Annotated in this window: 17 protein-coding genes and 1 pseudogene; 10 read left to right on the top strand and 8 right to left on the bottom strand. The window is 69.7% G+C overall.

All coding sequences use genetic code 11. The annotated features are described in order from the left end of the window. Positions 1-3 precede the first annotated feature (3 nt). Genes IG90_RS0111080 through IG90_RS0111070 form a run of 3 tightly spaced genes read left to right on the top strand, consistent with a single transcriptional unit; the run spans position 4 to position 3,467 of the window. The gene (locus IG90_RS0111080; RefSeq protein WP_030581349.1) at positions 4-2,253 is read left to right on the top strand and encodes a DUF6571 family protein; all 2,250 of its coding nucleotides are present in this window, start codon (positions 4-6) and stop codon (positions 2,251-2,253) included. A 3-nt stretch (positions 2,254-2,256) separates the two neighbouring features. Further along, positions 2,257-2,853 carry a hypothetical protein gene (locus IG90_RS0111075; RefSeq protein ID WP_030581346.1) on the top strand — a complete coding sequence of 199 codons (597 nt, stop codon included), beginning with the start codon at positions 2,257-2,259 and terminating at the stop codon, positions 2,851-2,853. Between the two features lie 20 nt (positions 2,854-2,873). Then, on the top strand, positions 2,874-3,467 hold the full coding sequence (locus tag IG90_RS0111070) for a hypothetical protein (RefSeq protein WP_030581343.1): 594 nt from the start codon (positions 2,874-2,876) through the stop codon (positions 3,465-3,467). Here IG90_RS0111070 and IG90_RS47055 read toward each other — a convergent pair. Together IG90_RS47055 and IG90_RS39305 are read right to left on the bottom strand one after the other, a co-directional pair. Then, on the bottom strand, positions 3,383-3,793 hold the full coding sequence (locus IG90_RS47055; RefSeq protein ID WP_030581340.1) for a hypothetical protein: 411 nt from the start codon (positions 3,791-3,793) through the stop codon (positions 3,383-3,385). The genes IG90_RS0111070 and IG90_RS47055 overlap by 85 nt on opposite strands. A gap of 49 nt (positions 3,794-3,842) precedes the next feature. After that, a pseudogene (locus IG90_RS39305) lies at positions 3,843-4,799 on the bottom strand (hypothetical protein). 424 nt (positions 4,800-5,223) lie between these two features. On the opposite strand from IG90_RS39305, the gene IG90_RS0111055 reads away from it, so the two are divergent. After that, entirely contained in the window at positions 5,224-6,093 is an 870-nt protein-coding gene (locus tag IG90_RS0111055; protein ID WP_030581337.1) for a helix-turn-helix domain-containing protein, read from the top strand. Beyond that, entirely contained in the window at positions 6,090-6,296 is a 207-nt protein-coding gene (locus tag IG90_RS0111050) for a DUF397 domain-containing protein (protein WP_030581334.1), read from the top strand. The genes IG90_RS0111055 and IG90_RS0111050 overlap by 4 nt, the downstream gene beginning before the upstream one ends. 118 nt (positions 6,297-6,414) lie before the next feature. Here IG90_RS0111050 and IG90_RS0111045 read toward each other — a convergent pair whose 3' ends face one another. After that, on the bottom strand, positions 6,415-7,740 hold the full coding sequence (locus tag IG90_RS0111045; RefSeq protein ID WP_078585426.1) for an LCP family protein: 1,326 nt from the start codon (positions 7,738-7,740) through the stop codon (positions 6,415-6,417). 117 nt (positions 7,741-7,857) lie between these two features. Here IG90_RS0111045 and IG90_RS0111040 point away from each other — a divergent pair, with 117 nt between their 5' ends. Beyond that, a complete protein-coding gene (locus IG90_RS0111040) occupies positions 7,858-8,406 on the top strand; it encodes an acyl-CoA thioesterase (protein ID WP_030581328.1) in 549 nt (182 codons plus the stop codon). A 120-nt stretch (positions 8,407-8,526) separates the two neighbouring features. On the opposite strand, the gene IG90_RS0111035 is transcribed toward IG90_RS0111040, so the two are convergent. Beyond that, positions 8,527-10,032, bottom strand: a complete 1,506-nt coding sequence (locus tag IG90_RS0111035; RefSeq protein ID WP_459170903.1) for an LCP family protein — start codon at positions 10,030-10,032, stop codon at positions 8,527-8,529. A 203-nt stretch (positions 10,033-10,235) separates the two neighbouring features. On the opposite strand from IG90_RS0111035, the gene IG90_RS0111030 reads away from it, so the two are divergent. After that, positions 10,236-11,267 carry a glycosyltransferase family 2 protein gene (locus tag IG90_RS0111030; protein ID WP_030581322.1) on the top strand — a complete coding sequence of 344 codons (1,032 nt, stop codon included), beginning with the start codon at positions 10,236-10,238 and terminating at the stop codon, positions 11,265-11,267. An 87-nt stretch (positions 11,268-11,354) separates the two neighbouring features. Here the strand turns inward: IG90_RS0111030 and IG90_RS0111025 are convergent, their stop codons facing one another. From IG90_RS0111025 to IG90_RS0111010, 4 genes are all read right to left on the bottom strand, one after another. Continuing rightward, on the bottom strand, positions 11,355-13,055 hold the full coding sequence (locus IG90_RS0111025) for an LCP family protein (RefSeq protein ID WP_030581319.1): 1,701 nt from the start codon (positions 13,053-13,055) through the stop codon (positions 11,355-11,357). A gap of 37 nt (positions 13,056-13,092) precedes the next feature. Next, positions 13,093-14,868 carry an LCP family protein gene (locus tag IG90_RS0111020; RefSeq protein ID WP_411572649.1) on the bottom strand — a complete coding sequence of 592 codons (1,776 nt, stop codon included), beginning with the start codon at positions 14,866-14,868 and terminating at the stop codon, positions 13,093-13,095. 224 nt (positions 14,869-15,092) lie between these two features. Beyond that, complete coding sequence (locus tag IG90_RS0111015) at positions 15,093-16,655, bottom strand: LCP family protein (protein ID WP_030581313.1); 1,563 nt, start codon at positions 16,653-16,655, stop codon at positions 15,093-15,095. Between the two features lie 177 nt (positions 16,656-16,832). Further along, positions 16,833-17,585: a TIGR03089 family protein gene (locus IG90_RS0111010; RefSeq protein WP_030581310.1), complete on the bottom strand. Its 753-nt coding sequence runs from the start codon at positions 17,583-17,585 to the stop codon at positions 16,833-16,835. A gap of 137 nt (positions 17,586-17,722) precedes the next feature. On the opposite strand from IG90_RS0111010, the gene IG90_RS0111005 reads away from it, so the two are divergent. The 3 genes from IG90_RS0111005 to IG90_RS0110995 all read left to right on the top strand — a co-directional run bounded on the left by IG90_RS0111005 (position 17,723) and on the right by IG90_RS0110995 (position 21,678). After that, on the top strand, positions 17,723-19,402 hold the full coding sequence (locus IG90_RS0111005) for an N-acetylmuramoyl-L-alanine amidase (RefSeq protein WP_051860277.1): 1,680 nt from the start codon (positions 17,723-17,725) through the stop codon (positions 19,400-19,402). A 78-nt stretch (positions 19,403-19,480) separates the two neighbouring features. Then, complete coding sequence (gene manB, locus IG90_RS0111000; RefSeq protein ID WP_030581304.1) at positions 19,481-20,572, top strand: mannose-1-phosphate guanylyltransferase; 1,092 nt, start codon at positions 19,481-19,483, stop codon at positions 20,570-20,572. Positions 20,573-20,667: 95 nt separating this feature from the next. Beyond that, positions 20,668-21,678 carry a DNA-3-methyladenine glycosylase family protein gene (locus IG90_RS0110995; protein WP_030581300.1) on the top strand — a complete coding sequence of 337 codons (1,011 nt, stop codon included), beginning with the start codon at positions 20,668-20,670 and terminating at the stop codon, positions 21,676-21,678. Positions 21,679-21,771 lie beyond the last annotated feature (93 nt).

Below are 21,771 nucleotides of genomic sequence, written 5' to 3'. Positions count from 1 at the left end.
ACCGTGCCCACCTTCGAGCAGCTCCTCACCGCCCGGCTCACCCCGCTCGCCACGGCGGTGACGCAGTGGACCGAGATGATCGGCAAGCTGAAATCGCCTCTCCAGACCGACGCCAAGGCAATGGAGTCCAAGGCCGGCAAGTCCAGCTGGGCGGGCGAAAACGCCTCCGTAACCAAGGGGTTCGTCACCAAGACCGCCAATGAATTCAGTGACGCTGTCACCGAAGCGGAGTCGGTACGCGACCTTCTCAGTGATGCCCACACCCTCTTCAAGTCGGCTCAGGACGACCTCAAGTACGCGTACGAGAATCCGCCGCCGGGCATCATCATCTACCCCAACGGCGTTCTCAGCCATCGAGTCCACCCCGACCGCCGCTCCAAGGACAGCACCGAACCCCTCGCCACCGAGGCGCAGTTCGAGGCGCTGCGTGGCAAGCTCGAAGGGATCCTGAAACGTGCCAACGAAGCCGATGAGATCTGCGCCTGGGGCCTGCGCGCGCTGATCCGCAATCACCCCAACGACTTCGGCAGCACCGACCTCAATGGCATCGCCGACGCCAAGAGGATGCGCGCCGAGGAGAAGCAGCAGGCGGAGAACGGCCGTGAGGCTGCCAAGCTCTACGCGCGCTGGGAACACCTCGACGACGACGAGCGCGAGCGGCTCCTCACCTTCGCCGAGGAAGGCAAGAACTCGCCGGCCTTCGCCGAGCAGCTGATGACGAACCTCAGCTACCGGGGCCGTGACCAGCAGGAGGCCGTCCTGCTGCTCGCCAGCAGCCTGGAGTCGGGCGGCCGGGACAGCCAGGTCTCCAGCACCGACGCCCGCCTCTACAAGGCGCTGTCCGGCTCTCTTGCCACCGCCACCGGACCGGACTCCTCGATCGGTTCCCCCGGTGGTGTCACCTCGGCCTGGACCGACAAGCTCATCACCACGGCCCGCGACGGCAACGGCTTGCCCCGCCAGCACCCCGGGACCATCGGGGGCGGTGCCGCGACCCTGAAGAACCTCACGGACCTGATGGCCGCCGACGCCGGCGACAACGCCGTGTACGACCCGAACAAGGATCCCAAGGAGAAGTCCTCGCCCTGGAAGAAGGACGCGGGCGACCCGGTCTACAGCGAGGCCTTCCTGACCGAGGTCGGCGACACCATCCGTGAGTGGGAGACGGGCAACGACGACGCCTACGACGGCCCCCTGAGGCACTGGCAGGGCACGCAGGAGGACCCGATGAAGGGCCTGCTGAACGCCATGAGCCGCAACCCGTCCGCCTCGACCCACTACTTCGACCCGAACACCACCGACAACCTCAAGTACTTCCTGGAGGACCGGGAGTGGCCCGGCGGCGAAGTCCAGAGCAAGATGCCGGACGAGAAGCAGTACACCTCGGCCCGCGCCGAGCTCGGCCTCGCACTTGAGGCCGCGGCCACCGGCCGCGCGCCCGGTTCCCCGATGCACCTGGTTCCGGCTCACCACGACGCCGCCGAGACCGCGATCTTCGAGCGGGTGATGGGCGAGTACACGGCGGCTCTCCACAAGGACCAGAGCGCCATCCCCGTCACCATGCGCCTGCCGATGGCCGACATGATCGCCGACTACGGCTCCGACGTGCACCAGATCCTCGGCAAGGAGATGGACGGGGTTACCGACTTCAACCAGCTCGAGATCGACCGGGGTGACCTCACCCGGATCATCCGAGCGACAGCAGAGGATCCCAACGCCTACAAGATGATTCACGCCTCGCAGTCCGTGGTCACCAGTGAGGGGCTCGATCGCTTCCAGGCACACTCCTTCCGCCAGAAAGACGAAGAGTTGCGGGCATGGGTCAAGCAGTCTGCCTTCGTGCTCGGTCACCTCGACGGCGTGCGCGGTGATGTCATCTACGACCTGGGCCAGGCGGAGAAGGACGCCAACGCCTACAAGAGGGTGCTCAATTACCACATCGTCGGCGGGCTGCTCACACCCATCCCGTTCGCTGGCGATGCGATGCAGCGAACGGTGGACGCTGGTCTGAACGAGCACCTGAACAAGGAGAACGCCAAGGTTGATGCTGAGACCCGCAACAACATGATCAAGCACTACGACTACGGCCAGAAGCAGATGTACGGCATGTTGCGCCAGATGGCCACGGAACGAGGGCTCTCGATGACGGATCTGGACGCGAGCCCCGGCGAGTACGAGGACCATCTCCAGCCGAAGGCCAAGGAGTGGTACCTGAACGGCTTGACCGAGGCCGACAAGCTGATGGGGCAGTAGTCGATGGACAAGAAGTGGCTGCCGTTGGCGATCACGCTCGGCGTCGCCGGGGTGGCGGTGGTGACGGCGAGTGTCTGGCCTGAGAACGTCGAGAAGCCGCGGTTGCCGCAGAGCCTGTGTCATGGTGCGCTCAGCCGGGAGACGGCGGAGCTGATCGACGACGGCAAGGGGGGAGAGGTCAGCGCGGAGGAGTGGGAGAGTAAGGGCAAGACCACTGACTACGCGGTATTCAGATCGTGTTACGTGCTGCGCGCCAATTCGGACAACGACTATCCGCGCGGGGTCTACAAGCTGCTCATCGCGGATACCCGGAGCGCCCCCGGCCGCAAGAAGGACTCCGTCCCTCTCGGTCCCGGCTTCGCCGGCTGGGCGCTTCCCGACGAAGCCGAGGTCACGTTGCCTGCCGGCTGCGCCGCCCGTATGGGCTCGACTGCTCCGTACATCGAGGTGTCGCTCGACGTGCCCTCGCAGGATGAGGAGCGCTTGGCCAGGCTGGAGGAGAAGCGGCCTGTCGACGCGGACATCGCGCTGCGTAACAACGTGACCGTGATGCGGGAAGTGGCCACCAGGCTCGCCAAGCGGTACGACTGCGCGGATTGACCGTCGGGACCAACGTAGCCATGAACAAGAAGTACCTGGTGCTGCCCGCAGTGCTCGCCGTCGCGGCGGCGGTCGTCGCGACGGTCAACCTCTGGCCGACGGAGCTCAAGGAGCTGCGCGAGCGGAACCTGTGCCTGGGCATGCTGACGGAGCGGACCGCCGGCCTGCTCCAGGACGGCAAGGGCGGAGCCGTCGTGGTCGACGGGCTCATCCCGGAGGGCTCGGGATCCGTGTCCAGGTCGGTGGACCCGATCTTCTCCACCATCTGCTTCGTCAATCGGGAGAACGCCGACGACAAGAGCGGCATGCGGCTCCAGTACACCTTGGACGTACGGCCCACCGAAACGCTGAACGACCCCCCGAAGGGCGCCACCCCCATCGGGGACGGCCTCACGGGCTGGGTGGGCCAGCGGCGGAGTGAGGTCCAACTGCCGGACAGGTGCGCGAAGGAGATGAGGCGGCCCGACGCGCAGTACATCAGCGTCACCCTCAAGGTCTCACCGGTTGCCATCGTCGGACGGGACTGGGACTACGCGTCGCTGAAGAAGGACTCGCGCACCGTGATCCTTGAGGCCGTGGAAAACCTGACCAAGCAGTACGACTGCGCCGCCTGACACACGACAAGCGAAGAGGACAGCAACCGATGGACAAGAAGTGGTTGCCGCTGACCGTGGTGCTCGGCGTCGCGGGAGTGGCGGTGGTGACGGCGAGTGTCTGGCCCGACAACGTGGAGAAGCCGCCGTTGCCGCAGAGCCTGTGTCAGGCGCACCTGGGCCGCCGTCAGCTCGTGGGGCCGCCCCGGGGCCATCATGTCGTGCACGATCCCTTCCTTGGTGATCTCGAACTTGCCCGGGATGCGCTCCCGCATCTGCTCCACGATGTCGCGCATGGCCCGATAGTGCGCAGCATCCCGCTGTACATCGTCCGAGGCGATGGTCATGATGCGAGCTCCTCGATCGTGCCCGGGGGTCAGGGTCGTCCCCTTCATGCTAGGCCGCCTCCCAGTACTGGGCCCGGCAGTCGCGGCAGTGGCCGGGGCGGTGGGAGCGGAAGGCCCGGTCGCAGCCCTCGCAGGTCTGGAAAGGGGTGGCCGCAGCTCTGCGGGGAGGCGCGAGGTCCTCGGTGCCGGGGAGCGGTGGTGGCAGGAGCACGGTGAGGCGGTGCTTGACGATCTTCGCCGGGTACTTCGGCGGCTACGGGAGCTCGGTCGTCAACGCATGGCGGATCGCGTCGGGGTGCATGTCGCGCTCCAGCCAGGCGGCCACGCCGGGAATCAGCTCCTCGACGTCGTCCTCGGAGAGCACCAGCTCTTTCGCGTGACGCCGAAGGCCGGCGAGGAGCGCGGAGGCGGTCCGTTGCAGCTCCGGGGTGAGTTCGCGGGGCTGGGGGAGCGGCGGGCGCGGCGGCTTGGGCGCGGTGCGCGACGGCAAGCGGACCGGCGGGTGCGATTCTGCCGGTACGGGGGTGGGGCCGGACACAGGTTCAGGCACCGCAGCCGCCACCACGGGCGTCACCTCCGGCACCGGCACCGGCGCCGCCACCACAGGGATCGGCACCACCACGGCTCCGCCCCGCAGCACCGCCCCCGGCTGGTTGCAGAAAACCGTGCGGGTGACCATCCGGCCGTTCGCCAGCCTCACGCGGGTCCGGTGCAGGTAGCCGTGGGCCTCCAGTTCGCGCAGGGCGGAGGCGATCGTCGTCTCGCCCTCGGTGAAGTGGGCCGTGAGCGCCTTGATGCCGACCTTGGCCCCGGCGGGCAGTGACTGGATGTGGACGCCGAGCCCGATCGCGGTGAGAGACAACTCGGCATGCTGCGCGAGGTGGTTGCCGACGATCGTGAACCGGTTCGGGTGCGGGGCCGCGACGTGGATCACGCCGGAGGACGGGAGAGGCCTGGGAACTCCCGCGAGGGCGCGGGTGAGGGCGATATCGTGCTGGGTATCCATCGGGAAGTTTGTGCCTTCCTTGGTGGTCAGGTCCTCGCCCGGGATTGCCGTCCCGGCGGGGGCCGTCTCATGTCTGGGGTTGCGGTCAGCGTGAGCATATGCCTGCCAACCGGTACGAAATCCAGCTCAGTTGGCAAACCTCACCCGTGTGAGTGACCAGCCCCTCCTGCGGCTGACCATCGGGATCGGGTGGGGTGGGGTTGGGTGATTTCTCTTGGTTCTTTAAGTACTTGATGTCGCGGTCCACCGGGTCGCGGTAGGCCACGACCCGGTGGACCGCGACCGGGTCGTGACGCGCCACGACCCGGTGTGAGCAGCGAATTCGGGTGGATTTCCGGTGATCCGACCCTTGTTGCGGCCCGCCGTCCCTACGCTGCGCACCATGGCTGACGAAGACGGCAGGCGCGGCGCGGCAGCGCACAAAATGGAAGCGGGAGCAGCGGCGGACGAGAGCGTGTCCGAGCCGGATCTCGACCTCGACATCGATCCGGCCGACGATTCGAGCGCGGTCATGGCCGCCGTGGGGCGGCAGATCAAACTCTGGCGGGAGGCGGCGGGGCTGCGCGCCGCCGAGCTGGGCGCGGCCATCGGGTACAGCGAGAACCTCGTCTTCAAGGTCGAGGGCGGACGACGCATTCCCAAGCCGGAGTTCCTGGACGCTACGGACAGGGTCGTGGGTGCGCGCGGCAAGATCTCCGCGATGAAGCAGGACGTGGCGGAGGCCCGTTACCCGAAGAAGGTGAAAGACCTTGCCAAGCTCGAACGGGAAGCGGTCGAGCTCGGCGCGTACGGTAATCACAACGTGCACGGGCTTCTCCAGACCGCTGAATACGCCCGCGCGCTCTATGAGATGCGGCGGCCGGCGTTCGGTCCAGACGAGGTCGAACGGTACGTCGCGGCACGCATGGCGCGACAGGAGATCTTCCGGCGGAAGCCATTAACCATGCTCACCTTCGTCCAGGAGGAGGTGACGATCCGACGACCGCTCGGCGGACGTGCGGTGCTGCGCCGCCAGCTCGAACACCTTCTGGAACTGGGGCAGTTGCGGAACGTCGAGATCCAGGTGATGCCGACCGACCGGGAGGACCACGCCGGGATGGGAGGTCAGCTCCAGCTCCTCAAGTTCAAGGACGGAACGGCGGTGGGACACTGGGAGGGGCAGTTGTTCAACCGCCTGACCTTCGACCCCAAGGAAATCCGGATCCTGGAGCAGCGGCTCGGTCTCGTCCGGGCCCAGGGTCTCACTCCCCGGGAATCGCTGGCCTTCGTCGAGAAAGTGCTGGGAGAGACATGACACGCATAGCCCCGAGCGGAGACGGCTCCGCCCTGGAGTGGTTCAAGAGCAGCTACAGCAGCAACGACGGCCCCGAATGCGTCGAGGTCGCCGCCGCCCGCAGCACTGTGTACGTCCGCGACTCCAAGGACCTCGCCAGGTCTCCGCTCGGCTTCACCCCCGCCGCCTGGGCGGACTTCGTCCCGTACGCCTCCGGCAGCTGACGCCCACGCACCACCCCGCACGGCCCGAGCGCGCTCAGCGGCCCCGATGGGCGGCTGAGCGCGCTCGGCGGTCCCGGTTCGCGGTCGTGCGCGTCGAGCGCGTGATGCGCATCGGGCCTCAGTTGCCCTTGACCGTGACCTTCTCGTCGTTGTTCAGCTGCTGCACCAGCTGCTTCACCTTGGCCTTGTCCCAGACCAGGTTGGAGCCGGTGGTGCCCGAGATCGGCATGTTCATCGACGTGCCCTCGCCGCCCGTGACGCCCTTCATCGCGAAGAACATGTTGGCCAGCGACCAGAGCGACATGTCCTTGTCCACGATCAGCGTGTCCAGGCCCGCGCCCAGCGTCGGGTACAGCTTGAACGGGTTGATGATCGTGGACGGGGTCGCCGTCTGGCTCGCCAGTGCCGCGAGGAACTTCTGCTGGTTCTTCGTACGGTCCAGGTCGCTGCCCGGTAGCGCGTAGCGGGTACGGACGAAGGCCAGTGACTGCTCGCCGTTCAGCGTCTGCTTGCCCGCCTGGAAGTCGGCTCCGGACTTCTTGTCCTTGAAGGCCTTCGGGATGTCCAGCTCGACCCCGCCGATCGCGTCCACGATCTTCGCGAAGCCGCCGAAGCCGATCTCGACGTAGTGGTCGATGCGCAGGCCGGTGTTGAACTCGACCGTACGGACCAGCAGTTCGGGGCCGTCCTCGGCGTAGGCGGCGTTCAGCTTCACCTGCCGGCCGGTGCCCTGGAACATCTTCCCGGACTCCGAGCCCTTGAAGGACGGGATCTCGACGTTGGAGTCGCGCGGCAGCGAGATCAGCGTCGGGCCGCTGGAGCCGTCGTGCAGGATCATCATCGAGTCGGTGCGCTTGCCCTCGGCGGAACCGGTGCGCAGCCGCTTCTTCTCCTCGTCCGACATGCCCTCGCGGCTGTCGGACCCGACGATCAGGTAGTTCGTGCCGTCGCCGGACTCCGGCCGTTCGATGACCTTCGCGAGGTCCACCTCGCGCTTCAGCTTCGAGTCGGCCCAGAAGTACGTCGAGATCGAGACCGCGAGCACCACGACCACCAGGGTCAGCGCGCCGAGCTTGATCCGGCGGCGCCAGTCCGGTGCCGGGCCGCCCTGGACGTAACCCCCGTCACCGCCGCCGCGACGGCCGCCGCCGCCCCGGCCGTCGGATCCGCCGCTGCCCGAGCCGTAGACCTGGCCCGTGTTGTAGCCGCTGTCGTAACCGGGGTCGGGGCTGTTGCCGTAGCCGCCGTCCTGGTGGCGGTCGTCGTACCCATGGCTCTGCGGCGGGGTCTGCGGCCTCTGCGGCGGGACCTGAGGCCTCTGCGGCGGGGCCGGGCGGCGCTGGATGTGCGGCATCGCCCGCGCACTCTCGGGCTGGGGGCTGGCACTGCCCCGCCCGTAGCGCTCGCTGCGGTCGCCGGTCCGTCGATCGGGCCAATCGTTCATCCGAACAGTGTGCCGTCCCGGCCCACAGCTATTACAGGGTGTAAGGGAAATCGCACCAGGGCTGTTGCGAACCTGATGCATTCCGCGTGACGCGGGCCCCCGCATAAGGTGGACTGTATGACAGATCAGGCCACCCGCCCGGAGGGCGAGATTACGGGCAAGCCGACCGCGGCGTCCCGGACCACCCTCAGCCACATCATGACCGGCAACGACACCAACCTCCTCGGCACGGTGCACGGTGGCGTGATCATGAAACTGGTCGACGACGCCGCGGGCGCGGTGGCCGGCCGGCACTCCGGCGGGCCCGCCGTGACCGCCTCCATGGACGAGATGGTCTTCCTGGAGCCCGTCAGGGTCGGTGACCTCGTTCACGTACGCGCGCAGGTCAACTGGACCGGCCGCTCCTCCATGGAGGTCGGCGTCCGCGTGATGGCCGAACGCTGGAACGAGTCGACCCCCGCCCAGCAGGTCGGCAGCGCCTATCTGGTCTTCGCCGCCGTCGACGGGGACGGCAAGCCGCGCCGCGTACCGCCGGTGATCCCCGAGACCGAGCGCGACAACCGGCGCTACCAGGAGGCGCAGATCCGGCGCACCCACCGGCTCGCCCGCCGCCGTGCGATCAAGGAACTGCGCGAGAAGCGCGCCGCCGACGGCATCGACGACTGAGACAGCCCCGTGCGGTCGCCGGGTGACTGAGACAGCCCCGTGCGGTCGCCGGGTGACTGAGACAGCCCTGTGCGGTCGCCGGGTGACCGGTACAGCCCCGTGCGGTCGCCGGATCACCGGCTACGGGCACACCACCTCGTCGCCCGTCACCGTGGAGAACTCGCCCGTCTGCCGGCTCTCCGCCTTCACCCGCTGCACCTTCGTGAAGTCCGAACCCACCGTCACCTTCATCTGCGGGCCCTGGCCCTTCACCGCCTTCAGCTCGCTCCCGGGCAGGGCGGTGGCCAGGGACTTCGCCGAGCGGTCCCAGCGCGGGTCGTACTCCACGAGCGTCCGCTTCAGATCCCGCAGCTCCCCGTTGAGCGGGGCCTCGTTGGTGGTGAAGCCGGTGGCCCGCAGCGCCTCGTCCACGGTCCCGCCGAGGCCGTCCTTCGGGGTCCCGTTGTAGACCTGCACCCGGACCTCCTTCGGCGCCACGTCCACGAGCGTGGCCGGAGGCTGCTCCGGACCGGCCGCGGGCTTCGGCTTCGCCGGGGCCAGCGGCTTGTCCTCGCGCAGCGCCTGGAACAGCTTCTTCGACTTCTTCGCGTCCCACTGCACCGTGGAGCCGATGCCCTTGACCAGGAAGCTGGGGTTGCCGATGGGCACGGAGGCGAATTCCGCCGAGGCCGGGCCGAAGTCCTTCATCGCCTTGCCGAGCGCCAGCATCTGCTCCGTACCGAAGCCCGTGTCGGCCCGGACCGAGCCGAGCGCCGAGGCGGCGACCTGCTGGAACCTCACCGGGTTCAGCAGCACGCCGCTGCCCGTCGCCTGCTTGATCAGCGCCGCCACGAACTTCTGCTGGCGCTCCATCCGGCCCAGGTCGGAGGCCACGTCCACATGGCGCGAGCGCACGTACTGGAGCGCCTGGCCGCCGTCCAGCTCATGGGTGCCGGCGGGCAGGTTCAGACCGGTGTACGAGTCCTTCATCGGCCGGGCCGTGCAGATCTTCACGCCGCCGACCGCGTCGACCGTCTTCATGAAGCTGGTGAAGTCGACCTCCAGATAGTGGTCGACCTTCACCCCGGTCATGTCCTCGACGGTCCGCACGGTCAGGGTGGGCCCGCCCTCCGCGTACGCGGCGTTCAGCTTCACCGGGTGACTCTCGTGGTGCTTGCCCGTGGTGCGGTCGGTGTGGGCGGGCATCTCCGCGTAACTGTCCCGGGGGAGGCTGACCACGCTCGCCCGCTGCCGGTCCGCCGACAGATGGACCAGCATCATCGTGTCGGTGCAGTGGCAGGGCGCGCCGCCGAGCTTGTACTTCTTCTTCTCGGCCTTGGTGATCGTGTCCCGGCCGTCGGTGCCGACGAGCAGCAGATTCGTGCCGTGGCCCCCCTGCGGACGGTTCTTCATGTCCTTGAACGGATCGACCCGGCCGATCCCGCCCTCCAGGCTGCTCACCACGGCGTGGCCGATCCCACCCGCCCCGAGCACCAGCACCGAAAGACCGGTGGCCACCCGCATGCCCCAGCGCGGCCGCTCGTCCTGCTTGCGGGGGCGGACCGGCCGGGTGCCCTGGGGTGCACGGCGTCGCGGGGGAGTGGTGCGGGGGTGCGGCGGGCGCTGCGGTCGTTGCGGTGTGGGCACGGGGGAGACACCTCCGGGGTGCAAAGGAGACACCTCTGCGGTGCGAGGGGACCAATCACACGGTAGGTCCATACGATCTCCACCCCGGCCGACGACCCAGCGGCGCGCACCGGTGTCCCCCATTCGCGGTAACGTGGCGGCCGGATAACGCCGCCCCCTGGGGTGCGAACCCCCGGCGCCCCCGAGGACCCCCCGAGGACCACATGTCTGCCGCGCAGTACCCCGCCGTCTCCGTGATCATGCCGGTGCTCAACGAGGAACGCCATCTCAGGAACTCGGTCCGGCACATCCTGGAGCAGGAGTACGCCGGTGAGATGGAGGTCGTGATCGCGCTCGGCCCCTCCGCCGACCGGACGGACGAGATCGCCGCCGAACTGGTCGCCGAGGACCCCCGGGTCCACACCGTGCCCAACCCCACCGGCCGCACCCCCGCCGCCCTCAACGCGGCGATCAAGGCCTCCCGCCACCCCGTCGTCGTACGGGTGGACGGTCACGGCATGCTCTCGCCGAACTACATCGCGACCGCCGTCCGCCTCCTGGAGGAGACCGGCGCGCAGAACGTCGGCGGCATCATGCACGCCGAGGGCGAGAACGCCTGGGAGGAGGCCGTCTCCGCCGCGATGACCTCGAAGATCGGCGTCGGCAACGCCGCCTTCCACACCGGCGGTCAGGCGGGCCCGGCCGAGACCGTCTACCTCGGCGTCTTCCGCCGCGAGGCGCTGGAGCGGGCCGACGGCTACAACGTCGAGTTCATCCGCGCCCAGGACTGGGAGCTGAACTTCCGCATCCGCGAGGCCGGCGGGCTGATCTGGTTCTCGCCCGAACTGAAGGTGCAGTACCGCCCGCGCCCCACGGTGAAGGCGCTCGCCAAGCAGTACAAGGACTACGGCCGCTGGCGCCACGTCGTGGCCCGCTACCACCCCGGCTCGATCAACCTCCGCTACCTGGCCCCGCCGACCGCCGTCGTGGCCATCGCGGCCGGCCTGGTCCTGGGCGCGGCCGTCACCCCGTGGGCGCTGGTCGTCCCGGGCGGTTACGTGGCCGCGATCGTCGCCGGGTCGCTGCCCGCGGGCAAGGGCCTCTCGCTGAAGGCCCGCGCCCAGATCCCGGTGGCGCTGGCGACCATGCACATGTGCTGGGGCTTCGGCTTCCTCACCAGCCCCCGGTCCCTGGCCAGGCGGGTCATCGCGAGCCGTCGGCCGGCGATGACCGGCAGCAGCAGCGAGACCGTCTGAGCCCACGACGCACGAAGGTCCCCACCGCTCGGCGGTGGGGACCTTCGCCGTGTGCGCCCCCCGCACGGCGTCACCAGGTGCAGCGCGTCACCAGGTGTAGTTCGGGTTGACCTTCATGCAGGCCCCCTCTTCCTCGCCGTTGAGGGCCCCCGCCGACTCCGGAGTCTTCTCCGTGCCCTTGGACACCGGATAGGCCCCGTCCTCGCGCCAGTCCGCGCCCACGGCGAGCGAGATCCCCGAGACGTCGGTGGACTTCTTCACCTGCGACAGCGGAACCCCGAGCGCCTTGGCGACCGCCTGCGCGTCGCCCTCCAGATCCGCGCTCGGATACAGGATCGCCGTCCGTGCCGACCCGGTCACGCTGTTCGGGTCGACGGTGGTCCTCCCGAACCCCGCTTCCTTCAGCTGGTCCGCCACGTCCCCCGCACGCCCCGAGGCCGGTCCGAGCGTGTCGGTGGCGGTCCCGTTCCGTACGGCGACGGCGATCTCGCCGACCGGCGCCGACGGGTCCTTGGGCTCCTCCGGCTTCTTCCGCTTGGAGGCCTTGCCGTCCAGCGGCACATCGTCGCGGACCATCCGGAACAGCTGCTCCGCGTCGCCGGCCTTCGGGTAGACCCGGCCGTTGTTCGAGCCGGTGCCGTACACGTTGGGCATCGTCGACATCGTGATGCGCTTCGTGGGGACCTTCTTGAACTCCTCGGCCAGGTCGTAGAGCTTCTTGACCGTGTCGAGGCCCTTGTCGACCGTCAGCGCCTTGGTGGCCGCCTCGGCGAGGTTCGTCAGCTTCGCCGGGTCGGTGAGCTTGGTGCCCTTGCGCAGCTGGCGGACCATGGAGTTCATGTACTGGTGCTGGGCCTTCGCCCGACCGAGGTCGGTGTTGTCCTCGAAGCCGTACCGGGTGCGCAGCCACTGGAGGGCCTGCTCGCCCTGGATGTACGTGGTGCCCTTCTCCAGCTCCAGCCCGGAGCCCTTGCCGTCGGCGTTCCTCGAGCGGATGTTGGCGTCGACGCAGACCGGGACGCCGCCGATGGCGTCGGCCATGGACACCACACCGGCGAAGTCGATCATCATGAAGTGGTCGATCCGGATGCCGGTCAGCTCGTACCAGGTGGCCACCGTGCACCCCGGACCGCCGCGCCCCAGGCTCTCGTTGGTCTGCACGTCGCCGGTGCTGGCCGGGAAGACCTCGCCGTCCGGGGCCGTGCACTTGGGCATCTTCAGCATGGTGTCGCGCGGCATGCTGATCACGGAGAGGTTGGAGCGGTCCGCGGAGATGTGGAGCAGCATCTGCACATCGGCCAGCGGCGGTGCTCCGAAGGTCTCCTTCGCCCCGCCCAGTTTCTGGTTGGCCTCGGAGTCCCGGGCGTCGGAGCCGATGAGCAGGATGTTGAGCGGGGTCTGCCCGGCGGCATTGGCCTTGTGGTCGGCCATCTGCTTGTCGCCGAGGGTCAGATCCTCTTTCTTGATGTTGCTGTTGAGGTACTCGTAGTAGAGGTAACCGGCGCCGCCGGTGCCGAGTATCAGCACGGCGAGCACGGAGGCGCTCCAGCGCAGGGCGCGCCGCGTGCCGCTCTTCGGGGCCCGGCGGCTGCCGGCCCCCTGGGCGCCGCCCCCGCTGCCGCGTCGGCCCTTCGCCGACCGATGGCCGGTCCCCGGCCCCTCCCCGCCCCCCGCTCCGTCGCCGTCACCCTCGTGCAGGCTCTCGTCCCGGCCGAGTTGATCAGCGTGGCGGACACGTGATCGCGTCCCCTCCCCGCGCGTGCTGCTCCGTACCACCGGACCCCCCATGCTGTTCAGATTTCCGCTGTGGCGCGGTGACCCGGTGTCACTTGGCGCATACCGCCTTGTCGGCGCTTGCCTGCTCGACGCCCTCCGGAGCCTTCGCCGGCCCGGTGATGAGCTGGCCGGCGCCCTTGAAGTCCGCCCCCAGCGTGAGCACCATCGCCTCAAGCCCCTCGGCGTCGGCGGTGCCCTGCTTCATGGCCGCGGCGGGCAGCCCCATCATCGCGGCGAGTGCCCGGGCCTGATCGGCCTGGTTGGGCGCGTACTCCAGCGTCGTCTTCTTGATCTTCTCGGGTGCGTTGGCCTTGTTGGTGGACTTCAGCACCCCCTGCTCGTTCTGGAGCCAGGTGACGGTCGAACCCGCCGCGCCGGGGATCCCACCGCCGTTGAGGACGTCCACGCGTACGTCGGCGGGCTCGGCCTTCGGGCCCTTGAGCAGGGCCGCCTGCTTGCCCTTGGCGGCCTTCTCCTTCTGCTTCACCTCGGTCAGCGAGGTGTCGGAGCGCATCATCGCGAAGAGCTGCTCACCCTTGACCGGGTCCACGACCACGGTGACGGGCTTCGGCTCGGCCGGGTTGTCGACGACCGGCATCGTGAGGAAGCTGATGTTCTTCGTGTCGACCTTGCCGATCTCCTGGGCCAGCGTCATCAGCTTCTTCGCGTCGCCGATGCCCGTGTCGACGGTCAGCGCGTTGGTGGCCGCGTCGGCCAGCGAGTACAGCTTCTTCGGGTTGGTCAGGGTGTCGCTCGACTTCATCTCGCGGATCATGGAGCCGAGGAACTGCTGCTGCACCTTGATCCGGTCGAGATCGCTCCTGTTGCCGAAGCTGTCCCGGGTGCGCAGCAGGGCCAGCGCGTTCTCGCCCTGCACCTTCGACTCGCCCTGGGGCAGCACCAGATGCGACTTCGGGTCGTCGATCGGCTTCGCCATGCAGACCTTGACGCCGCCGACCGCCGTCGTCAGGTCCTTGACCGCGTTGAAGTCGACCATCATGAAGTGATCGGGCTTGAGGCCGGTGATGTTCTCGACCGTCTTCATGGTGCAGCCGGGATTACGGCCGTTCTGGCCGAGGCTGGTGTTGAAGCGTTCGTTCGGGGTGCCGGGGATGATCGTGGAGGTGCCGTCCGGCTTCTTCGCCTCGCACTCGGGGATCTCGGTCACCAGGTCGCGCGGGATGCTCATCGCCGTCGCGTTGGTCCGGTCCTCGGAGACGTGGAACAGGATGGTGGTGTCGGCGTGGCCCTCGCTGCCCTTGTCGCCGTACCCCTCGTTGCCCTTGCCGGTGCGCTTGTCGGTGCCGATGATCAGGATGTTCATCGGGCCGTCGCCGAGGACGCTCTTGCTGCCGGCGTCGCCCACGTCGATGGTGTCGATGTTGCCGTTGAGCTTCTGGTACACGAGGTACACGCCGAGCGAGGCGGCGACGACGACGAACGCCGTGCCCCCGCCCGTCCACAGCAGCGCCTTCTTCTTGCGCGACTTCTGCGGCTTGCGCTTCCGGCGGCCGGACGCGGGCGGCTCGGCGGCCGCACGTGCCGCCTGGGAGCTGCGGCGGCTGCGCTGCCCGGGCACCTCGCGGCGCGGCCCGTCCGGAGCGCCCTCACGTTCACGCGTGCCGGCGGCCCCGCGACGCCCCGAACCGGTCCGGGAGTCACCGCGGCGACCGGTTGCTTCGGCAGCCGTGGCCGTACGCGAAGGACTGCTCGACTCCCCTGCGGAGTGGTCCAGTCGCAATTCGTAATTACCGGTGTGCGGGTTGAGTACCCACTGGTCGGCGGGGTCGATATCGTCCGCCCGTCCACGACTGTGCGCGTCCACGGTTGCCTGCGTCCTCCGTCGGTGCCACGCGAGGCGCCCTCCCCCGGCAAGGCGCTCGTTCCTTCGCTCCAGCAGTGCACGACCTGACGGCCGGAAGCACCGGATCGCGTCACACTATCCGGCCGATTCCGCGTCGAGCGACGTGCGTGACACATTCAACGCCCCTTACAACCGGGCATTCTTCCCATTACGCGTCGATTGTGTTCTCGGTCTTGGCAATTGCTTTACTGCTTGCACAGGTCGTCCGCCGCACTCGAGCCCGAATAGGTGGGTGCGGGCGTCGGGCTTCGGGACCCGGTGTCGTCCGGTTTTCCGTGCTGCTCCTTCTTCTGGTCCTGCTGCGCCTCCTCCAGTTCGTCGGCCGGGACCACGGCGACGGGCCGGTCCTCACGGAGTTGCTTGAACAGGTCACCCGCGTCCGGTTCGACGAGTTCGTCCCGGTTCGCGTTGTTGCGGTACGGCTGCCGGGGCACGGTCAGGAACTGCACCTGCTCGGTCGGTACGTTGCGCATCCCGCGCACCAGGTCGTAGAGGTCGCGCAGCGAGTCCAGCCCCGGGTCCGTGGTCAGTGACTTGGTCGCCGCGTCCAGCACCGGGTAGAGCCGCGTCGGGTTGAGCAGGACGCCGTTGCTCTGCATCTTGTTCACCAGGGCGCCCAGGAACTGCTGCTGGCGCTCCATCCGTTCGGTGTCGCTGCCGTTGCCGAGCGACTTGCGCGCCCGTACGTAGCCGAGGGCCTCCTCGCCGTTCAGCGTCTGCCGGCCGGCCGGGAGCTCCAGGTGCGCGTCCTTGTCGTCGATCGGCTCCTTGAGGCAGATCTCGACCCCGTCCACGGCGTCGACCATGTCCTTGAAGCCGTTGAAGTCGACGACCATGTGGTGATCGACGCGGATGCCGGTCATCCGCTCCACGGTGCGGATCGTGCAGGCGGTGCCGCCGAGCTCGAACGCCGCGTTGAACTGGGTGAACCGCTCCCGCGTCTCCTTGCCGTCCGCGGTGCGGCAGCTGGGGATCTCCACCATGAGGTCGCGGGGGAGGGACACGGCCGTCGCGCTCTTCCGGTCCGCCGCGAGGTGCAGCAGGATCGTGGTGTCGGAGCGCTGGCTGCCGCCGTCGTCCCGGCCGTACTCACGGTTGTCCCCGGCCCGGCTGTCGGACCCGATGAGCAGGATGTTCTGCGCGTCCATGACGACCGGGGCCGGCCGTTCCTTCTCGTACGCCTTGAGCTCGGCGGCGGCGCTCGTGTCGGTGGTGATGTTCCCGTCGAGCTTCTTGTAGAGCCACCAGCCCGCCCCCGCCGCGACCAGCACGAGGAACGAGGCGGCGAGCGCGGTCCAGCGCAGCCAGTGGCTCTTGCGCGTGGCGACGACGCCGTCCTTGGGCTGATCGGCCCAGGTCTGCTCGCCGTCACCGCTCGCTGCCGCGCCGACGGGGGCGGGGTCACCGGGGCCGGGATCACCCTCGGCCCCGCCCGCGCCCTCGCCTTCACCCTTCCCGGAACTCTCCGAGGTCTCCGAGCTCTCGGCGTTCGCGGCGCTCTCCGCACGCTCCGCGCCCTCGGCCTTCTCGGACTCGGCGGCTTCAGGAGCCCCGTCCTCGGAAGCTCCGTCCTGCGGGGCCAAGGCTTTCGGGGTCACGTCCTGCGGGGTCACGGCTTTCGGGGTCACGTCCTCCGGGGCTCCGCCCTCGGCCCCGGACTCTTCCTGCGACCTGCCTTGCGGCTTGTCCCCGGCCGGGTTGTCCGGGTCGGACGGCGGGCCAGCACTGTCGGTCACGTCTGCGTCCATCCTTCACGTTCGGCGGCGTGAGGGGCCGCCGGTCGCAGGAGTAGACGGCTGAAACTCACGCTTGGTTGTGCACAGCAAGGAGAGTGGTCTGTACCGCCCGATCATCTACCCGCTCCGGTGCTGTGCACCGGGGGCTCGGCCCGCTGTGGGCCGGACGGGTGGACCTCGGAGCGCATGTCATGCCGCGGTGTCGGTGACCCGCTCGCTCTCGGTGCGCTTGGCGAGTCCATCCGCGTCGAGCTGTCCGAGGTGGCGGCAGAGCACCACGGACGCACCGGCCGCCAGTGGCGCGAAAAGCCCGGCGCTCAGCCCGTCCCAGGTGTCGTACGTACGCCCGGTGAGCAGCCGGGACCCCGGTACGAGCCCGAGGACGCCGGCATCCTCGCGGGCCTTGGCGACGAGCTGCGCACTTGTCAGTTCCATCCCGCCGACGGCCAGCGCGGGAGCTTCGGGGTCCACCGGGGCGAAGGGCGCGAAGCGGTCGCCCTGGCTCGGCACCTCCACCGCGTAGTCCGCGAACCCTTCGGGCGCCTGCGGGAACCGGCCGCCCAGCGGACGCAGGGCGAGGGCGACCCGCTCACCCCGGCAGGCCCGCGCCCGCTCCAGGGTGTCCGGGCCGGTCACGACGAGGTCGGCGGCGGCCGGGTCGCCCTGGACATCGGCGACGACCCCGACGGAGGAGCAGGCGAGCAGCCAGACCGCGGACTGCCAGTGCGCGGGGAGCAACAGGGCGAGCCGGTCGCCGGGCTCCGCGGCGAGGTCGCCCTGGAGCAGATTGGCGGTCTTGGCCACCCAATTGGCGAAGGTCGCCACCGACAGTTCGACGCGTTCTCCGGTGGCGTCGTCGTAGAAGGTGACCAAGGGGCGGGCCGGGTCCGCGGCAAGGGCGGATCGCAGCAGGTCGGCAGGGGTGCGGTCGCTGGAGTTCATCCGCGCAAGCGTACGCGGGGACGCTGTGCGGGGCGGGCTGAACGGGTGTCACGTACACCGGTTCGGCAGACGGAGCGTCACGTCGAGGCCGATGTCCGGGTAGCCGGAGCTATGGCTGTATGGCCAGGATCATGCGTATGCGTGCACTATTGGTCACCTCAGTCGGCGTCACCTGCGCGGCGGCCCTCACTCTGCCGCTCGCCGCCCCCGCCCTGTCCGCCCCGGCCCCGCACTCCGCCCGGCCGCCTTCCGTGTCCCCCGAATCGCCGGGATCCGGGCCGCCGTCGGCACGGGCCGAAGCCGCCCCCGGCGAAGGGGAAGCCCTCGAAGCCGCACCTGCCGAAGCGGAAGCCCTCGAAGCAGCACCCGCCGGAAACGAGCCTGCCGGAAAAAACGAGCCCGCCGGAAACGAGCCCGCCGGAAACGAGCTCCCCGGAATCACGCCGGCCGAACCCGCACCTTTCCGGGCGGCCGACACCGCCCCACCGTCGGCACGGGCCGGCGAGACCCGCGCGGCCGAGCCGGCCGGCTCGACGCAGTCCCTGCCCCTGGAGCCCCTCACCGCACCGTCCGACCGCGTCGTGGGCCCGGCGGCGGCCGGCCAGGGCCTGGCCCAGCGCGACGCCCGCCCGTTCTCCCTGGTGGGCGTGGTCTGGGACGATGCCGAGGCCGAACTGCACGGCACGGTCCAGGTCCGCACCCGGGCGGCCGGCGGCACGAGCTGGTCGGACTGGCAGGACGTCGAGACCCACAACGCCGAGCACGCCGCCGACCTCGGGAGCGACGAGCGGACGTCCGGCGCCGTGCGCGGAGCGACGGCCCCGCTCTGGGTCGGTGACTCGGACGGCGTGGAGGTACGCGTACGCCCGGAGGCGGCCGACCCGCAGCACCGGTCCGCCGCCGTGCCGCTCCCCGAAGGACTGCGGCTCGAACTCGTCGACCCCGGCGAGGACCCCGCGCCGGAACCCGCCAGCGAGGCCCCCGCGGGCCGTGCCGCCCCCGTCGGCCGGTCCGCCACCCCGGCCACGTTCGCCGCCAACCCGGCACCGCCGACGACGACAGCGGCCGTGCCGGAGGCGCTCACCGCCGAATCCGCCGCCACCTCGGCCGTCAACGCGGACCTCGCGCCGCTCGGCGCGGCCGTCATCCCCGCGCTGACCAAGGCGGAGACGGAGGAGGCGGCGGCGATCGTCGCAGCCGGGGCGAGGCCGTACATCGGACCCCGGCCGAAGATCATCACCCGTAAGGGCTGGGGCGCGGACGAGAGGCTCCGCGAGCGGAACTTCGCGTACACCAAGTCCGTCAGGGCGGCCTTCGTGCACCACAGCGCGACCGGCAACAACTACACCTGCAAGCAGGCCCCTTCGGTGCTCCGCAGCATCTACCGCTACCACGTCAAGAGCAGCGGCTGGCGCGACTTCGGCTACAACTTCGCCGTCGACAAGTGCGGAAACATCTACGAGGGCCGGGCCGGAGGAGTCGCGAAGGCGGTCCTCGGAGCGCACACCCTGGGCTTCAACACGAACACCATGGGGATCGCGGTGCTCGGCAGCTACTCCTTCACCAACCCGCCCGCCGCCGCGGTGACCGCCGTCTCCAAGCTCACCGCCTGGAAGCTCGGTCTGTTCGGGGCCAACCCCAAGGGGAAGGTCACCCTCACCTCCGGCGGAAGCAACAAGTACAGGGCCGGCACGAAGGTCAAGATGAACGTCATCTCGGGTCATCGGGACGGTTTCGCAACCGAATGCCCCGGAGCGCGTCTCTACAAGAAGCTCGGCAAGGCCCGGACCAGCTCCGCCAAACTGCAGGGCCGCTGACCGGGGCGTATCCGACCGGTCTGCTTAGACTGGCCAGCCACAACCAGGCCAGGCCCAGCAGGAAGCAGAGACGGTGCTGTGACAGAGGCAAAAGAAGCGATTCTCCTGGTCGGTGGCAAAGGCACCCGGCTGCGCCCGCTCACGGTGCACACCCCGAAGCCGATGGTCCCGGCGGCGGGGGTCCCCTTCCTCACCCACCAGCTGGCGCGGGCCAGGGCGGCCGGGGTGGAGCACATCGTGCTCGCCACGTCCTACCTGGCGGAGGTCTTCGAGCCGTACTTCGGCGACGGTTCCTCGCTCGGCCTGCACATCGAGTACGTCACCGAGCAGGAGCCGCTCGGCACCGGCGGAGCCATCCGTAACGTCGCGCCGAAGCTCTTCTCGGGGCCGGACGAACCGGTGCTGGTCTTCAACGGCGACATCCTGACCGGGCTCGACATCCGGGCCCTGGTCACCTCGCACACCGACTCCGGTGCGGATGTCTCCCTCCACCTGACCCGGGTCGAGGACCCACGCGCCTTCGGCCTCGTGCCGACCGACGCGACGGGCCGGGTCACGGCCTTCCTGGAGAAGCCGCAGACGCCGGAAGAGATCGTCACCGACCAGATCAACGCCGGGGCGTACATCTTCCGGCGCTCGGTCATCGACAGCATCCCGTCCGGCCGCCCGGTCTCCGTCGAACGCGAGACCTTCCCCGGACTGCTCGCCTCCGGCGCCCACCTCCAGGGCATGGTCGACTCCACGTACTGGCTGGACCTCGGCACTCCGGGGGCCTTCGTCCGCGGCTCCGCCGACCTCGTCCTCGGCCGCGCCCCGTCCCCGGCGGTCCCCGGCCGCTGCGGCGACCGCCTGGTCCTGCCGACCGCCACCGTGGCCCCGGACGCCAAGCTCACCGGCGGCACGGTGGTCGGCGCGGACGCGGTGATCGGCGCGGGCGCGAGGATAGACGGCTCGACGATCCTGGCGGGCGCGGTCGTCGAGGCGGGCGCGGTCATCACGGACTCGCTGGTCGGGGCAGGCGCCAGGGTCGGCGACCGTACGGTGCTCGCCGGCGCGGTGATCGGCGACGGGGCGCAGGTGGGCGCGGACAACGAACTGCGCGACGGGGTCAGGATCTGGTGCGGCGCGGTCCTGCCGGACGCCTCGGTCCGCTTCAGCTCGGACCAGTAGCCCTCGTACCCGTACCCTCGAAGAACCCGCAGAAGGACAGTCCCCCCGCACCAAGAACAGCAACAACACCAAGACACTGAGACACCGAGGCCCCCGTGGCAGGACGATTCGCCCCCCGCACCGCGCGACCAGCGCTGCCGCACCAGGCCGCCGCTCCGCCCGTCAAGGCGGCGCCGTCCTCCTCGCCCGACGGCCCCCCGCTGACCAGGGAATGGGCCCCACCCGGCCCGCTGGACCTCCGCCTGGTCCTCGGCCCCCTCCGCCGCGGCCCGGCGGACCCCACGTTCCGGATGGCCGCGGACGGCACGTTCTGGCGGGCCACCCGCACGCCCGAGGGTCCCGGCACCCTGCGGGTGGCGGCGCGCGGCGACCGGGTGGTGGCGGCGGCCTGGGGCCCCGGCGCCCACTGGCTGCTGGCGGGGCTCCCCGCACTCCTGGGCGCGGAGGACGACCCGGACGCGTTCGTCCCACGCCACCGCCTGCTGGCCCTGACAAGGCACCGCCGCCCGGGCCTGCGCCTCCTGCGTACGGGGCTGGTCATGGAATCGCTGATCCCCTCGATCCTGGAGCAGAAGGTCACCACGGACGAGGCGTACCGTGCCTGGCGCCATCTGGTCCGCCGCTTCGGCACCCCGGCCCCGGGCCCGACCGCGGACCTGGGCCTGCACGTCATGCCGGACCCGCGCGGCTGGGCCATGATCCCGTCCTGGGAATGGCACAAGGCGAACGTCGACGCCAAACGATCGTCGACGATCCTGCGCGCGGTACGCGTGGCCCGCCGCCTGGAGGAGGCGGCGACGATGGACCTCCCCGAGGCCCAGGCCCGCCTGCAACTGATCCCCGGCATCGGCCCCTGGACCTCGTCCGAGACCCTCCAGCGTTCGAACGGCGCGGCGGACGCGGTCACGGTCGGCGACCTGCACCTCCCGGGCATCGTGGGCCACGCCCTGGCGGACAACCGCGACGCGGACGACGAGGAGATGCTGGCCCTGCTGACCCCGTACGAGGGCCAACGCCACCGAGCGACCCGGCTGATCCTGCTCTCGGGCCGCACTCCGTCCCGCAGGGCCCCGAGGATGACCCCGGGCAACATCACAAACCTCTAGGTGTTCTGTCCATGGAGGTTGGTGACGGATCCCACGGCTTAGGGATCTTGAACGAGTGAGGGCCTTCCGGGTTCGGTGTGGATTGCGACATCT

The sequence above is a fragment of the Streptomyces anulatus genome (assembly GCF_000721175.1).
Taxonomy (GTDB): Bacteria; Actinomycetota; Actinomycetes; order Streptomycetales; family Streptomycetaceae; genus Streptomyces; species Streptomyces anulatus_C.
This window is presented reverse-complemented; position numbering and strand designations above follow the sequence as displayed.

Bases quoted from the DNA above. Each gene is read 5' to 3' on its own strand.
- IG90_RS0111015 (WP_030581313.1), bottom strand. From the start codon at position 16,655: ATGGACGCAGACGTGACCGACAGTGCTGGCCCGCCGTCCGACCCGGAC.
- IG90_RS0111025 (WP_030581319.1), bottom strand. From the start codon at position 13,055: ATGGGGGGTCCGGTGGTACGGAGCAGCACGCGCGGGGAGGGGACGCGA.
- IG90_RS0111005 (WP_051860277.1), top strand. From the start codon at position 17,723: ATGCGTGCACTATTGGTCACCTCAGTCGGCGTCACCTGCGCGGCGGCC.
- IG90_RS0111075 (WP_030581346.1), top strand. From the start codon at position 2,257: ATGGACAAGAAGTGGCTGCCGTTGGCGATCACGCTCGGCGTCGCCGGG.
- IG90_RS47055 (WP_030581340.1), bottom strand. From the start codon at position 3,793: ATGACCATCGCCTCGGACGATGTACAGCGGGATGCTGCGCACTATCGG.
- IG90_RS0111070 (WP_030581343.1), top strand. From the start codon at position 2,874: ATGAACAAGAAGTACCTGGTGCTGCCCGCAGTGCTCGCCGTCGCGGCG.
- IG90_RS0111030 (WP_030581322.1), top strand. From the start codon at position 10,236: ATGTCTGCCGCGCAGTACCCCGCCGTCTCCGTGATCATGCCGGTGCTC.
- IG90_RS0111010 (WP_030581310.1), bottom strand. From the start codon at position 17,585: ATGAACTCCAGCGACCGCACCCCTGCCGACCTGCTGCGATCCGCCCTT.
- IG90_RS0111055 (WP_030581337.1), top strand. From the start codon at position 5,224: ATGGAAGCGGGAGCAGCGGCGGACGAGAGCGTGTCCGAGCCGGATCTC.
- IG90_RS0111040 (WP_030581328.1), top strand. From the start codon at position 7,858: ATGACAGATCAGGCCACCCGCCCGGAGGGCGAGATTACGGGCAAGCCG.
- IG90_RS0111050 (WP_030581334.1), top strand. From the start codon at position 6,090: ATGACACGCATAGCCCCGAGCGGAGACGGCTCCGCCCTGGAGTGGTTC.
- IG90_RS0111045 (WP_078585426.1), bottom strand. From the start codon at position 7,740: ATGAACGATTGGCCCGATCGACGGACCGGCGACCGCAGCGAGCGCTAC.